Annotated in this window: 15 protein-coding genes; 6 read left to right on the top strand and 9 right to left on the bottom strand. The window is 59.4% G+C overall.

Features of this window, described 5'->3' with window-relative positions; all coding sequences use genetic code 11:
- Positions 1-4 precede the first annotated feature (4 nt).
- Both ACT7DV_RS04000 and ACT7DV_RS03995 read left to right on the top strand, forming a co-directional pair.
- On the top strand, positions 5-805 hold the full coding sequence (locus ACT7DV_RS04000; RefSeq protein ID WP_444660988.1) for a 3-oxoacyl-ACP reductase: 801 nt from the start codon (positions 5-7) through the stop codon (positions 803-805).
- Positions 802-2,130 carry an NtaA/DmoA family FMN-dependent monooxygenase gene (locus tag ACT7DV_RS03995; RefSeq protein WP_444660987.1) on the top strand — a complete coding sequence of 443 codons (1,329 nt, stop codon included), beginning with the start codon at positions 802-804 and terminating at the stop codon, positions 2,128-2,130. The genes ACT7DV_RS04000 and ACT7DV_RS03995 overlap by 4 nt, the downstream gene beginning before the upstream one ends.
- On the opposite strand, the gene fepB is transcribed toward ACT7DV_RS03995, so the two are convergent.
- The 3 genes from fepB to ACT7DV_RS03980 all read right to left on the bottom strand — a co-directional run bounded on the left by fepB (position 2,127) and on the right by ACT7DV_RS03980 (position 4,663).
- On the bottom strand, positions 2,127-2,942 hold the full coding sequence (gene fepB / locus ACT7DV_RS03990) for a Fe2+-enterobactin ABC transporter substrate-binding protein (RefSeq protein WP_444660986.1): 816 nt from the start codon (positions 2,940-2,942) through the stop codon (positions 2,127-2,129). The genes ACT7DV_RS03995 and fepB overlap by 4 nt on opposite strands.
- Positions 2,943-2,948: 6 nt before the next feature.
- On the bottom strand, positions 2,949-3,158 hold the full coding sequence (locus ACT7DV_RS03985) for a hypothetical protein (protein WP_444660985.1): 210 nt from the start codon (positions 3,156-3,158) through the stop codon (positions 2,949-2,951).
- A gap of 335 nt (positions 3,159-3,493) precedes the next feature.
- Positions 3,494-4,663: a siderophore-interacting protein gene (locus tag ACT7DV_RS03980; RefSeq protein WP_444660984.1), complete on the bottom strand. Its 1,170-nt coding sequence runs from the start codon at positions 4,661-4,663 to the stop codon at positions 3,494-3,496.
- Positions 4,664-4,869: 206 nt separating this feature from the next.
- Here ACT7DV_RS03980 and ACT7DV_RS03975 point away from each other — a divergent pair, with 206 nt between their 5' ends.
- A complete protein-coding gene (locus ACT7DV_RS03975) occupies positions 4,870-5,217 on the top strand; it encodes a zinc ribbon domain-containing protein YjdM (RefSeq protein WP_060700445.1) in 348 nt (115 codons plus the stop codon).
- Positions 5,218-5,427: 210 nt separating this feature from the next.
- Here ACT7DV_RS03975 and ACT7DV_RS03970 read toward each other — a convergent pair whose 3' ends face one another.
- Positions 5,428-6,012 (bottom strand): CGNR zinc finger domain-containing protein, encoded by a 585-nt coding sequence (locus ACT7DV_RS03970; protein WP_444660983.1) that lies wholly within the window; start codon positions 6,010-6,012, stop codon positions 5,428-5,430.
- 81 nt (positions 6,013-6,093) lie between these two features.
- On the opposite strand from ACT7DV_RS03970, the gene ACT7DV_RS03965 reads away from it, so the two are divergent.
- Both ACT7DV_RS03965 and ACT7DV_RS03960 read left to right on the top strand, forming a co-directional pair.
- Entirely contained in the window at positions 6,094-7,164 is a 1,071-nt protein-coding gene (locus tag ACT7DV_RS03965) for an LLM class flavin-dependent oxidoreductase (protein WP_444660982.1), read from the top strand.
- A gap of 51 nt (positions 7,165-7,215) precedes the next feature.
- A complete protein-coding gene (locus ACT7DV_RS03960) occupies positions 7,216-7,845 on the top strand; it encodes a cysteine hydrolase family protein (protein ID WP_444660981.1) in 630 nt (209 codons plus the stop codon).
- A gap of 46 nt (positions 7,846-7,891) precedes the next feature.
- Here ACT7DV_RS03960 and ACT7DV_RS03955 read toward each other — a convergent pair whose 3' ends face one another.
- Both ACT7DV_RS03955 and ACT7DV_RS03950 read right to left on the bottom strand, forming a co-directional pair.
- Entirely contained in the window at positions 7,892-8,542 is a 651-nt protein-coding gene (locus tag ACT7DV_RS03955) for an NADPH-dependent F420 reductase (RefSeq protein ID WP_444660980.1), read from the bottom strand.
- Positions 8,543-8,562: 20 nt separating this feature from the next.
- Positions 8,563-9,624, bottom strand: coding sequence for an LLM class flavin-dependent oxidoreductase (locus ACT7DV_RS03950; RefSeq protein WP_444660979.1), 1,062 nt, complete (start codon positions 9,622-9,624; stop codon positions 8,563-8,565).
- A gap of 386 nt (positions 9,625-10,010) precedes the next feature.
- Between ACT7DV_RS03950 and ACT7DV_RS03945 the strand changes: the two genes are divergently transcribed.
- Complete coding sequence (locus tag ACT7DV_RS03945; protein WP_444660978.1) at positions 10,011-10,460, top strand: GerMN domain-containing protein; 450 nt, start codon at positions 10,011-10,013, stop codon at positions 10,458-10,460.
- Positions 10,461-10,528: 68 nt separating this feature from the next.
- On the opposite strand, the gene purL is transcribed toward ACT7DV_RS03945, so the two are convergent.
- From purL to purS, 3 genes are read right to left on the bottom strand one after another with little or no spacing between them, the layout of a single operon-like run.
- Positions 10,529-12,844, bottom strand: a complete 2,316-nt coding sequence (gene purL, locus ACT7DV_RS03940) for a phosphoribosylformylglycinamidine synthase subunit PurL (protein ID WP_444660977.1) — start codon at positions 12,842-12,844, stop codon at positions 10,529-10,531.
- The gene (gene purQ, locus ACT7DV_RS03935) at positions 12,841-13,593 is read right to left on the bottom strand and encodes a phosphoribosylformylglycinamidine synthase subunit PurQ (RefSeq protein WP_060700452.1); all 753 of its coding nucleotides are present in this window, start codon (positions 13,591-13,593) and stop codon (positions 12,841-12,843) included. The genes purL and purQ overlap by 4 nt, the downstream gene beginning before the upstream one ends.
- Positions 13,593-13,844 (bottom strand): phosphoribosylformylglycinamidine synthase subunit PurS, encoded by a 252-nt coding sequence (gene purS / locus ACT7DV_RS03930; protein ID WP_038991933.1) that lies wholly within the window; start codon positions 13,842-13,844, stop codon positions 13,593-13,595. Before purS ends, purQ begins: the two co-directional genes overlap by 1 nt.
- Positions 13,845-13,855 lie beyond the last annotated feature (11 nt).

Genomic DNA, 13,855 nt, shown 5'->3' with positions numbered 1-13,855 from the left:
CAAGATGAGCACGGACACCCAATCACCAGCAACCCCCATTGCCCTTCCACTTGAAGAGCAGGTTATTCTTGTCACCGGCGGAGCCCGAGGGCTCGGTGCCGCCATCAGCAAGGCCTTCCTAGCTGCTGGAGCGAAAGTCGTCATCAATTACAGCACTTCGGAACAAGCAGCCAATGATCTCGTTGCGCTCTACCCGAACGATGCAGTAGCCATTAAGGCTGATGTTCGCAACGAATCTGCGCTCAAGTCGATGGTGGTTGAAGCCGAAGATCATTTTGGGCAGCCGGTGACTACTCTGGTGAACAATGCCTTGGTGGATTTCTCCTTTAACGGCGATGCCCGCTCCACCGCCGAAGCGATTTCGGCAACAGAGCTCAGCGCCCAGTTCGCCGGATCGGTGCTGGCTCCCGTGGCTGCCATCCAGGCTGTCCTGCCTGGAATGCGGCAAACAAGGTTTGGACGCATCATCAATATCGGCACTAACCTATTCCAGCACCCGGTGGTTCCGTACCATGACTACACCGCCACAAAAGCTGCGCTGCTGTCCCTGACCCGTACCTTCGCTGATGATCTTGGGCCTGAAGGAATCAACATCAACATGGTTTCTGGCGGGCTCTTGCGCACCACCGACGCCTCGGCTGCGACCCCCGAGGCAGTATTCGACTTGATTGCCTCGGGAACGCCATTGCGTCGAGTCACCACTCCAGCGGAACTGGCCGATACCGTCCTGTTTTTCGCTTCCCCGCTCTCACGTGGGGTGACAGGTCAGAACCTTATCGTGGATGGCGGGCTGGTGAAGGGATGAGCCAGAAGAAACAAGTACATCTGAATCTGTTCCTTTACGGCGTCGGGCACCACCAAGCGGCCTGGCGTGCTGAGGACTCGGCAGCCGAAGAGCTTCCCGGTACCCAGTACTACATTAAGCTGGCTCAGCTGGCTGAGAAGGGGCTGCTGGACGCGGTGTTCTTCGCCGATGGCCAAGCGGTGTCATCCTCAGCTGCGCAGGCCGGTCCCACCTGGTTCTTTGAGCCGGTGACGCTGTTGTCGGCGATCAGCCAATGCACCACGAATATCGGACTGGTCTGCACCATCTCGGCCAGCTTCTACTCTCCCTTCCACGCGGCACGCATGCTGGGCAGCTTGCAGCATTTGTCCAACGGGCGGGCCGGCATCAATGTGGTGACGAGCATGTGGGATACCGAAGCGCAGAACCATTCGCTCGCCGAACTGCCTGCGCACGCGCAGCGATATGGCAGAGCCGCAGAATTCATTGATGTCTTGCGCAAGTTGTGGGGATCCTATCCGCATCAAGCAGTCCAGATTGACCGTGGCGGAAACTTCACCGATACGCAATTGCTTCAAGAAATCAATCACGAAGACGAGCACTTCTCGGTGCGAGGTCCCTTGAATATGCCCAACTCAGTTCATGGCGAGCCTGTCATGTTCCAAGCAGGCTCCTCGCCAGCTGGCCGCGAACTGGCAGCAGCACACGCTGAAGCGATCTACTCGGTAGCAGCCGATCACCAGATGGCATCCGAATTCGCCCAAGACATTTCCGAACGCACCAGAGCTTCGCGTGGCTCGGATTACAGGGCGCTGATCATGCCCGGGCTGGTGACCTATGTGGGACGCACAGCAGAAGAAGCCAAAGCCAAGCAGCGTGCACTGAACGAGTTGCTGCCAACCGGGGACGCGCTGCGCCAGCTGGGAGTATTCCTGCAGCAGGACACCAGCCGCTGGCCTTTGGACGGACCTGTCCCGGACCTTCCGCCACTGGAAGAATTCACTGGCCCGGCCGGCCGATACACCACGATACTGCGGCTCATCGAGCTGCACCAGCCCACGGTTCGTGAACTACTCGGCTTGCTGGCTGCTGGCGGGGGCCACTGCACCATGGTGGGAACGCCGGAAATGATTGCCGATGAAATAGAACTCTGGGTCGATAGCGGGGCCGCAGACGGCTTCAACCTGATGCCGCCGTCCCTCCCGGGATCTCTGGAGGACTTCATTGAGCTAGTGATTCCGGAATTGCAGCGCCGTGGCAGATTCCGCACCCGCTACGAGTCGGCTACATTGCGCGGAAATCTTGGGTTGGCTGTTCCGGAAGCTGTGGTCTTGGCGCGCAGCTAGTTGTGCGGTTGCGCTTCGGGAGCCAAGCCGGGGAAATCATTCTCAAAGTAATCCAAGATTTTCTGTGTTGAGAAGAAATCCAAGATGAATGACTCCTGAAGCGCAAAGACGTTGCCTCCGCGAACGGAAGGCAATTGTGCAAGGGACTCATCGGAAGAGAACTGCTCGGTGGCCTCTGGGTCCGAGGAGAGCAGAAAGGTCGCATCGCCCGGCAAGGACTTGGCCAGCCCTTCGTAGCTGGTGAACGAGAAGTCTTCCCGTTCTTGCATGGAGGTATCAAACTCTGCTGGAGGATCCAGCACGGTGAACCCCAGAGATTCGAACAACTGTGCATGCGGACCGGTGCTCTGGGCTATGGGGGAGATGTTTCCCCGGTGGTAGGACAGTATCGATGCCGTGGTGCCGGCGGGGATCGACAGGGACTGTTTCAAGCTGGAAACACGTTGGCTGATGATGCTGTTGTTGCGAGCCGCTGCTTCCTCCGTGCCCGTAGCCTTGGCTAGATCCGTACTGAGCGCGGTCCATTTCTTTTCGGTGTAATCGACGAGGAGTGTTGGGGCGATTTCCCGCAACTTGTCGAGATGCTCCAATTCGGAATCCGCGCCTGAGGCGGCGACCAGTATCAAATCAGGCTTGCGATCCCGAATAGCTTCGAGATCAAAATTCCCGATTTCATATAGTGCATCTACCGAGCGTTTTGAGGCCACGTTCGCCCACTGGCTCAAGAATCCATGCTTGTCGGTCGCCGGGTTCTGTGGCGCGACGGACGTGGCAACGACCGGGGCATCGATGGACAATAGAGTTCCGGTCACTGATACCTAGGTTGAGACGATGCGCCCGGGCTTGGACGGAATCTTGATGAGGTCTCCGGTCTCGTCGGTGACGACCCGTGGCCAGCCGTCGGCCTCAACATCAGCGGTACTGGCATCACGGACTTCGGGCTTCGTCGTGGACGTGCATGCGCCCAGCGAAATAACGAGAAGGCAAGTAATGATGACAGCGGCGGCCTTGAACAAACTTGAACGCACGAAAGCTTCTCCTAGGCATGACTCGTTGAACGATGTTGATCCGGAAGCTCAGGTTGAATCCCGCAATCCACCACCACATTATGCGATGTTCTTGTGAACTGCCGGCCTGGAGATTGAACTGAACCCACCGTTGATCAGACGTTATTTGGCTGTGCTCGGTGCCAGATGCGTGCTGAAGATCATTCAGGCGCAACGAAGCACTCTTCGGAGACGTTGTTCTTGTTGCCAAGAGCGGCTGGGTGAACTTCAAGGGAGCTTGGTTCAAGGCTGAGCCCCGCCGACCAGTGGCACGTGGCCAGATTCGGGTTTCCACGTAGCCGAACAGCATGGGGTACCTACCGATGCAACCTGCCTTCACGCAAGGTCCAATAGGAAGAGATATGCGATGATTGCTTATTCAGATGCCAATACTCGGTGATCCGGCTAATGGCTTTGATAGTGGAACGTTCGGCATGGGCGATGACGCCCACTTGGCCCGCTGGAATCGGTAGGGATTGCAATGCGGAGGGAAGTACGTTGCTTTTGCCTGGGGGCATTGAATCCCGAGAAAGCCACTGTAAAACAACGCCTTCTGGATGTTTCACGTCAAACATTGCGTTTTTGTCGGCCACTTCAATCAGCGCCGTCCCCTTGGCCTGCGCCGGCAGGGCTTCTAGGACTTTGGCAATAGCGGGCAGGCCAGCTTCATCGGCTGCTAAGACGTAGTAGTCGGCATTGAACGAGAGTGACCCCTTGCTGCGGGCTGGGGAGATGACCAAGGGATCTCCTGGCTGTACAGTTCCTGCCCAGTGGCCAACGGTGCCTGGCGCACCATGAACTACAAAATCAATAGCCAGCTCATCGAGGGCTGGGTTGACCCAGCGAATGGTGTAGGACTTTGAGCGGGGAACCTGTTCGCGCGGCAGCCGGTGGCGCAGGGTCCGCAAATCGTAGGGAGGAATTAGACCGAGAGACGGATCAGCGACAAAAACCTTGACGTACTCGTCCAGCGCGGAATTGGAACGGTATCCATCAAGGTTCGGTGCGCTGGCGATGAGGCGCACCAATTGACCGTTGAGCCATTCCACCCGCGTGATGGTCAAAACGTGCTGCTCGACTTTGGTGCGCGGAGTATCCAGAAGTCCTAGCGGTGGCGAATATTTGGCCAAGGGTTCTTCATAAGCGGGAGTTGGAAATTCAGGTGCAGTGGCCATCGAAGCGCCCGATTCTGTGGACCGGTGATGGTGGCTGAAGGAAGTGCGAAGCGTCTTGTCGAGAACTTTGCGTGCTGCAGCCAGCGCTGCCGCTGACCCGGCGCGCTGCGCTGCGGCGAGCAGTTCGTCGGTTTCCTGCTCGTTGAGGAACTGGCTGGAAGCGATGTTGCGATAAAGCTCTTCTCTGGCCACAGCGTACCCAGCTTTGGCTCCAGCCTTTTCAGCCATGGCTAGAACTTCCAAGGTCAAGCCCTCTTTGGGGGAGACCGAAAACTGCGCTCCGTAGCCGCGGTGCTTGTGGTGCTTAGACATGATGTGCCCCTTAGCTTCGCTGTCGCGAGAATCAGCTCGTATGCCTGAGTATGAGCGAAACAAGGTGAACAAAACAAGTGGTTTTAAAGCAGTGCTCTGGGTTCGCGGAAGGCGGCCAGCCTGAAGGTCGTTGCATCTTTCTGCAAGGATTATTCGATATTCGAGTCGTTCGACAATGGGAGTTCGGAGTAACTAAAATTAGCCGCATGCCTGATACATTGCCACCGTGCCCCCAGTGCTCCAGCGAGTACACCTACGAACTTGATGCATTGCTGGTCTGCCCGGAATGCGCTCATGAATGGAACGCGAGCGCCGAGGAATCCGAGTCAATTGAAACTGTCATCAAGGACGCAGTAGGCAACGTTCTGCAGGACGGCGATACTGTCAGCATCACCAAGACGATGAAGGTCAAGGGTGCCCAGAGCGCGCTGAAAGCTGGAACCAAGGTGCGCAATATTCGGTTGACTCCTGGCTCTGGCGATCATGATATCGCTGCCAAAGTTGACGGCTTTGGCCAGATGGAACTGAAGTCGTCAATCGTCAAGAAGATCTAAGGGCCTGTTTGCTTGTTGATGGCAGTCCGTTCTCCTTTCGGAGGCGGGCTGCTTCGGTCTTTAAGGGGCACTTCCTGACCAGGGTTTGTCCCTCAAGCATTAACCCGTGCTTCTGCGGGCACTGGACTGCAGACCGATTTCCACCCGTTCCCTGCCGAACCTTCGAACGAGGTGCTCTAGATGCTCTGCGCTCCCGAGGCACAGGCGAGGCTAGAGCTTTTGTTCCTTCTTGCGTGCGTAGGAACGGGCAGCGCGAACTCGGTCTCCGCAACGAGTTGAGCACCATTGTCTGCGGCCGTGGGTTCTGAGGAGGAATCGCTTGCATGGTTCTGCTTCGCATTGAGCCAGCTGGTCCGCTTCATCGCCACTGAGCAGCGAGGCAGCGTCTTCTGCCAAAGCGGCGAGCGCGTGCTCGGTGAGTTGCGTCGCTGGGTGCTCAAGAGCGCGGAAAAATCCTTTGCCGTTCTCCTGCCTGAGCAGAGCAGTGTTGGGGGCCGCCAGCAGTGCTCCATTGATGCCCCGCAATGCTTCTCGGCCAATTTCTGTTCCCGACGTGCTTGCGATGAAGGCTTCGCGAATTTGGGCGCGCAACGTCGCCAGGCGGTTCTGGCAATAAGCCTGCAGGGATGCCTCGTGGGGGACTAAGTTCCGCTCGATGAGCCACTGCGTTGTTGATTCAGGCGTAGCTAGCGCATCAAAACTCTTGTTGCTGGGTAGCTGGATTTCACTGTTGACCAAGTCGATACTGCAGTGTTCCTGTGCACCTGGGCTCGGAGGAAGCGGCATTTGAAGCATAACCTCATGGTATCAGGATTGTTTTAACGTGATTTAATGCTAGTCTTAGCATCACGGTAAAAATGACAATAAACGTGAGAAATGAGTTCTGCATTGCATCCTGCGCCATTGTTCGGCTCAGCTCCCTTCGGCCTGTCCGCCCATGCCGGCGGTGGTCCGGGAGTGGGCCAGTCTGCACAAGAAGGCTTGAACGACACCATCGAGACCGCCAAAACCGCCGATCGATTGGGCTATCACCGTTTTTGGATGTCGGAGCATCACGCGATGCCAGCTCTGTCCGTCGCTTCGCCCCCATTGATGATGGCTCGGCTTACCGCGGACACCCAGCGGATCCGACTCGGAGCGGGCGGGATCATGCTGCCAAATCATGCGCCGCTGATCGTTGCGGAGCAATTCGGCATGCTCGAAGCACTGGCTCCAGGCCGAATTGATCTTGGAGTTGGGCGCGCTCCGGGAACCGATGGAGCCACAGCTTCGGCTTTGCGTAGGGAGAATTCAGGCGCCGAATCATTTGATGAGCAAGTTGCCGAACTCTTGGGATTCCTCGCCGATGATTTCCCCGAACATCATCCATATAGCCAGGTGCATTCCGTGCCGGGACCTTGGCAAAACAAAGAGAATCGGATTGCTGCGCCAGGACGTCAGACCCCGTTGTGGATTCTGGGCTCATCGCCGTATTCCGCTCAATTGGCCGCGCGCCTTGGCCGCCCCTACGCTTTTGCCCTGCAATTCGGGGACGCTGATATTGATACGGCACTGCGCATCTATCGGGACAACTTTACGCCCTCCAAGGTTTTGGGCGCTCCGTACGTGATGGTCAGTCTCAGCGCCATCGCCAGCCGTGACGCCGAATTCGCCAAGGCGGAAGCCACCAGCACCGCGATGGCGATGTTGCGGATGTTCAAGCGCGAATCTTTCAAGCTCTTGGATCCGAAAGAGGTGGCCGAATATCCAGCGACAGTGCAGGAGCAGGCCATAATCCAGATGTATGCCCAGCGCACCCTTGCCGGAACTGCTGAACAAGTGGCCCGGCGGCTCGAGGCGCTGCATGCATCGACCGATGCCGATGAGCTGATGCTAGTGACGACAAGCTATTCGCAAGGCACCGCGGCACAAACTCTGCGGCTGCTGGCTGAGCATTACCAAAACTGATCCCGGCATTCGCCACCACCGGCACAACACCTAGAAGATGGAGAGAAAACAATGGAAACACCACGTCGAGCATTGATCATTATCGACGCCCAGCAGGAGTACTTTGAAGGTCTTCTGCAGATTCAGTATCCCGACCGTGAACAGTCAGTGTCGGCCATCGCGCGCTCGATAGACGTTGCGCGACAGGCCCAGATCCCCGTAGTTGTGGTTCAGCATCAGGCCCCGGAGGGGTTCCCGGTGTTTGCCCCGGAATCGTCAACCTTTGCGCTGCACCCCCAAATCTCGGAACGCTTGAATATGGTTGAGCATAGCTTCACCAAGAATTTCGCCAGTATTTTTGCGGGCACCGGTTTGGAGTCCTGGCTTCGAGATCGGGAGATCGATACGCTTACGCTGGTTGGCTACATGACAAACAACTGCGTCATTGGCTCCGCCGCAGCTGCTGAACCACTGGGCTTTAAGGTGGAAGTGCTTTCTGATGCTACCGGCGCCATCGACATTGCCAACGCGGCGGGTGCAATTCCGGCGCAACAGGTCCACGAAACACTGATGGCCGTATTGAACTCCAGCTGGGCGGCTGTTGCGCCCAGCGCCGAGTGGGCCAACGCCGTGGAAAAGGGCCATGCTTTGGCCGGGGACAACCTTATCGAGTCAGCAGCGCGCGGGCGCGCTGGGCAGTAGCGCCAGCGCGGATCCGAAGCTTTGCAATCGAAGTGGAACCGCAAAGCTAGGCTGAGGTGGCCAAGCTGGCCGAGCTGATCAGTTCGGACAGCTGGGCCATGGGCTGATTGGCGCCAAACGCCGGCTGGCCCGGCTGCAGGCGTACGCCTTCAGCCAAGGTGCCGATGCGGAGCGGATCAAAGCCGAAGGCGTCAACCAGCTGGGCCACCTCATTGACATCCGCAGCACCATTTCCGGCGATGGCGATGGCCTTGCGTTCATTGCCTTCCGGCCGGGCTTCTTCCTCAAGGTCGTGGTATCCCATGTGGTTGAAGGCCTTGACCACGCGCGCGCCGGCGAGGAAGTCCTGGATCAATTCGCTGGTGGAGACGTCCGGGCCGTTCAGATCCTCTCGGATGCCATCGGTTTCCCACCAATAATTCATCGCATCGACCACCAGCTTGCCTGACAGCTGCTGGACAGGGATGTTCTGGTACTTGCCCAGCGGCAGGGCCAGGAAAACCACATCAGCTTCACTGGCAGCGGTGGCCGCATCAACAGCCACCGCTCCCGGGGTCAGGATCTCGATGGTCAAGGCGATGGTGCTGGGGTCCCCGGATCCGGCGATAAGCACCTCGTGGCCCGCTTTTACGGCCAGCCGTGCCAATGCAGTGCCGATCTTCCCGGCGCCAAGGATGCCAATTTTCTGCAGTGCCATGTTCATTTCCTCGCAGGTGATTATCGTCCAGCTGGGACCGGTTGCTCGGCGAGCATTTCCCGGACTAGCGGGATGACCTTGTTGCCGTATAGCTCCACGGCGTGAAGTCGCGCACCGGCTTCTACGGCGCCGCCGGAGTAGATCAAATCGAAGCGGCCGATGTCCAGCGTCTTCACGGTGTTGGCGATCTTGCGGGCCACGGTTTCGGGGGATCCGATGTAGAGTGAGCCCTCGCTGGCTTCGTGCTCAAATTCTGAGCGGCTCATCGGAGGCCAGCCGCGCGTCGCGCCGATCCGGTCGCGCTGTGCCTTGTAGGCGTCAAACATGTATTCACGGGCCAGTTCATCGGTGTCTGCCACGAAGCCGGGGGAGTGCAAGCCCACTGGTGTGTTCTGGTGCCCGAACTGTTCATTGGCCCGGCGGTAAAGGTCCACGTAAGGTGCAAAGCGTTCAGGAGATCCGCCGATGACGGCCAGCATCATGCGGAAACCGTAATGCGCCGCTCGGATCACGGATTGCGGGGAGCCGCCTACGCCGACCCAGGTGCGCAGCCGCCCGGATTCGGTCTTGGGGAAGATATCCATATCCGTGAGCGGTGCACGCTTGGTGCCTTGCCAGGTTACCGGCTTCTCTTCGAGCAGCTTGTGGAACAGGTCGATTTTCTCCTCAAAGAGGACTTCGTAGTCGGCCATGTCGTATCCGAACAGCGGAAAGGATTCGGTGAAGGAGCCGCGCCCCAGCATGACTTCGGCGCGTCCGTTGGATAGCGCGTCCACCGTAGCGAAGCGCTGGAATACGCGTACCGGATCATCGGATGACAAAACGGTCACGCCGGAGCCAAGGCGAATATTTTCCGTTGCGGTGGCGATTCCGGCCAGCACCGTTTCCGGGCTGGAAATAGTGTATTCCGGACGATGGTGCTCACCGACGGCAATAACATCCACGCCTGCCTGATCGGCAACGATGGCCTCCTGCACCGTGGCGCGGATGGCCTGTGCCTGGGTCAGCAGCTGGCCGGATTCCGCACTGGGCACATCTCCGAAAGTGTCGATGCCGAATTCGATATTCTCGATGGCGTTCATGACCGCTCCCTCTTCAAAATAAGTTGATGCATCAATTATATCCAATATTATTGACGTGTCAACTAGTTCTAGGCGGCGTACTTCGGCGGTTGCCGCTGATATCGCAAAAGATGTTGAACTGCAACGGATTCATGCTGGATTGGGCTTGCCAAGCGGACCTACGGTAGAAAAACCCGGTGTACGGGAATCGCAAGGAGGGAATCATGCGCGCTCAACAATCCTCTGCAGGGCCGATGGCGCTTGTTCTTGGGGTGCTACTGTCAATCGCCGGCTGCAGTTCAAGCCCTGGCGGCGAAGCGTCAGAAAGGCCGGCCTCTCCAACGACAGCCGAAAATTCGGCTCCTGCGCAAAGCACACAACCGGCGACAGATTCTGCCGCAGCAAGCATGCCAGCGACTTCTGCGGCAACTGGAAGCTCAGCTGACCAGATGACAGGTGCGCTGACCCTGTTCTACGTTGCCGTAGGCGATGAGGGAAAATCCGGTCCGAAGATCGGCTGCGGCGATTCACTGGTCTCAACTGAAACCGTGCCCGTGGAATTCACCAACCAGATCGAAGCCTCGGTGGTCGCCCTCCTCGACGATGATGAACAAGAACTAGGAGGTTCCGGATTGCGCAATGCCTTGGCCAGTTCCGACCTAGACTATGTTTCATCAACCGTGAAAGGCGATTCGGTGAGCGTTGAGCTGAGCGGAACCGTGAGCTCCGGCGGCATCTGCGACGATCCGCGAATGATCGGACAACTCGAATACACCGCAATGACCGCCGCTGGTGCCGGCCAGGCCCAGATTCTTGTCAACGGCGAAAAACTCGAAGAAGTGCTCAGCGCCAAATAGTCCTGCTGGAACAAAAAACGGCGGTTCTCCTCAATTAGGAGAACCGCCGTTCAGGCGTGGGCCAAGGCCTAGCCGAAGTACTTCTTCATGGTGCCTTCGTTAGCCTCGCGAAGCTCGTCCACCGACACGGTGAATTCGCCCTGGACTTCCAAGGAACCGGACTGTGCATCAACAATGCCCAGACGGGCCACGGTGACACCGCGAGCGCTGGTCATGTCGTTGAAGCGAACCTCTTCGCTCCGTGGAACTGCAACCACGGCACGAGCCTGGGTTTCGGAGAACAGGGCAGTGAAGGAATCGATGCCGTCACGGTCCTTGATCTCGTCCAGTGCTACACGAGCGCCGACGCCGAAGCGCAGAACCATCTCGGACAGGGCAGCAGCCAGGCCGCCTTCGGACAGGTCGTGAGCCGAATCGATCATGCCATCGCGGCTGGCATTGATCAGGATCGCGCCCAGTTCCTTCTCCGCTGCCAAGTCAACCTTGGGAGGAAGGCCGCCGAGGTGGCCGCGCAGGTTGGCGAACTCGGAGCCATCGAGCTCATCCTTGGTGGAACCGATCAGGTAAATCGCCTGGCCGTCGGCTTCTTCGCGCCAGCCTGAAGGGGTGCGGCGGGCGATGTCGTCGAACTTGCCCAAGGTGGCAACCACTGGGGTCGGGTGGATCGGCTTGTCGCCGGTCTGGTTGTACAGCGAGACGTTGCCGCCGGTCACCGGAACGCCGAGCTCCATGCAGGCGTCGGACAGGCCGCGGATGCCCTCGGCCAGCTGCCACATGACATCCGGGTTCTCGGGGGAACCGTAGTTCAGGCAGTCCGAGACAGCCGCAGGGATCGCACCGGAGGTGGCGACGTTGCGGTAGGACTCGGCCAGTGCCAGCTGGGCGCCGGCGTACGGGTCCAGGTAGGTATAGCGGCCGTTGGCATCGGTAGCGATGGCAACGCCCAGGCCGGTGGATTCGTCGATGCGGACCACGCCGGAATCATCCGGGGAAGCCAGCGCGGTGTTGCCGCCAACATAGCGGTCGTACTGGTTGGTGATCCAGGACTTGTCGCACATGTTCGGGCTGGCAATCAGCTCCAGAACGGCAGCCTTCAGCTCCTCGCCGGTTGCTGGCAGGTTCTTGCCGGCCTCCGAGGACTTGAAGGTATCTGCCTGCAGCGCATCCTGCCATTCCGGGCGGGCGTATGGGCGGTCGTAGACCGGGCCGTCGTGGGCGACGGTCTTCGGGTCCACGTCCACGATGACTTCGCCCTTCCAGGTGATGATCAACCGGTCGGTGTCGGTCACCTCGCCCAGCCAGGAGTACTCCACGTTCCACTTGGCCATAACGGCCTCGAACGCCTCGACGTTCTCGGGGGTGACCACGGCCATCATGCGTTCTTGGGACTCCGACATAAGGATTTCGCCCGGGGTCAGGGTGGAGTCGCGCAGCAGCACGTCGGTCAGTTCGACCTGCATGCCGCCTTCGCCGTTGGATGCCAGCTCGGACGTGGCGCAGGAGATGCCCGCGGCGCCCAGGTCCTGGATGCCCTCGACCAGCGAGGCCTTGAACAGCTCCAGGCAGCACTCGATGAGCACCTTCTCGGCGAACGGGTCGCCAACCTGGACGGCAGGGCGCTTGGATGGCTTGGTGTCGTCGAAGGACTCCGAGGCCAGCACCGAGGCACCGCCGATGCCGTCGCCGCCGGTGCGGGCGCCGAAGAGCACGACCTTGTTGCCCACGCCCGAGGCGTTGGCCAGGCGCAGGTCCTCGTGGCGCAGCGCGCCGACAGCCAGCGCGTTGACCAGCGGGTTACCCTGGTAGATCGGGTCGAACACGGTTTCGCCGCCGATGTTCGGCAGGCCCAGCGAGTTGCCGTAGCCGCCGATGCCGGAGACCACGCCGTGCACCACGCGCTGCGAGTCCTCATGGTCGATGGCGCCGAAGCGCAGCGGGTCCATCACGGCGATCGGGCGGGCACCCATGGAGATGATGTCGCGAACGATGCCGCCGATGCCGGTAGCGGCACCCTGGTATGGCTCGACATAGGAAGGGGAGTTGTGCGACTCGATCTTGAAGGTCACGGCCCAGCCGTCGCCCAGGTCGGTGACACCGGCGTTTTCGCCGATGCCGACCATCAGGTCCTTCTTCATCTCGGGCGTCACCTTCTGGCCGAACTGGCGAAGGTGGTTCTTGGTGGACTTGTACGAGCAGTGCTCGGACCACATCACCGAGTACATGGCCAATTCCGCGGCGGTCGGACGACGGCCCAGGATCTTGACGATCTCGGCAAACTCGTTGTCCTTCAGGCCCAGCTCTGCCCAGGGCAGTTCTACATCCGGGGTGCCAGCGGCGTTTTCAACGGTATCGATGTTGAATTCCTTGGTGACTTCCTGGCTCACTTTTTTCCTCCAACAAGGTGGGTCAGAACACTGGTGAAGAAGGTCAGGCCGTCGGTGCCGCGCGCGTCCGGGCCAAAGCCGACCTCAATGGCGTGCTCCGGGTGCGGCATGAGGCCCACCACGTTGCCAGCCTTGTTGCTGATGCCGGCGATCGAGCGGCGCGAACCGTTCGGGTTCCAGCCCACGTAGGAGAACGCAATGCGGTTTTCCGCTTCGAGCTCGTCCAGCACCTTCTCGTCAGCCACGTACTGGCCGTCCTGGTTCTTGAGCACGATGGTGATCTCCTGGCCAGCCTCGAACCCGTTGGTCCATGCGGTCTGGTTGTTCTCCACGCGCAGCAGCTGGTCGCGGCAGATGAACTTCAGGTGGTCGTTCTTGATCATTGAACCGGGCAGCAGGTGCGACTCGGTGAGGATCTGGAAGCCGTTGCAAATGCCCAGTACCGGCAGCTTGGCCTCGGAGTTCGCGGCGTCCGCGATCTTGGCCATCATCGGTGCGAAGCGCGAGATCGCGCCGGCACGCAGGTAGTCGCCGTAGGAGAAGCCGCCGGGGATCACCACGGCGTCAACGTCCTGCAGATCGGTGTCGGCGTGCCACAGGGACACGGCTTCGGCACCGGCGGCGCGCACGGCACGAGCGGCATCACGGTCATCGAGGGTGCCCGGGAAGGTCACCACGCCGATGCGTGCTCCGGAAAGTTCAGTGCTTGGCGTTGAGTAGTCGCCAATCAGGGGGAGTTCGGTGCTCATTAGTCTTCGACTACCTCGACGTTGACGACATCTTCGATCACCGGGTTGGAGAGCAGGGTTTCTGCTGCCTCGCGCGCCTGGGCGAGGATTTCTTCGGTCACCTCGCCGTCCACGGAAAGTTCAAAGCGCTTGCCCTGGCGGACAGCTTCGAAGGAGGTGAAGCCTAGGCGGGGAAGTGCTCCCGCGATGGCCTTGCCCTGAGGGTCAAGGATTTCTGGCTTGAGCATGACATCTACAACGATGCGGGGCATCCGGCATATCT

This window comes from Glutamicibacter sp. TV12E (assembly GCF_052441935.1).
Classification (GTDB): Bacteria; Actinomycetota; Actinomycetes; order Actinomycetales; family Micrococcaceae; genus Glutamicibacter.
Note: the sequence above shows the minus strand (reverse complement) of the source record. Positions and strands in the feature narration are given on the sequence as shown.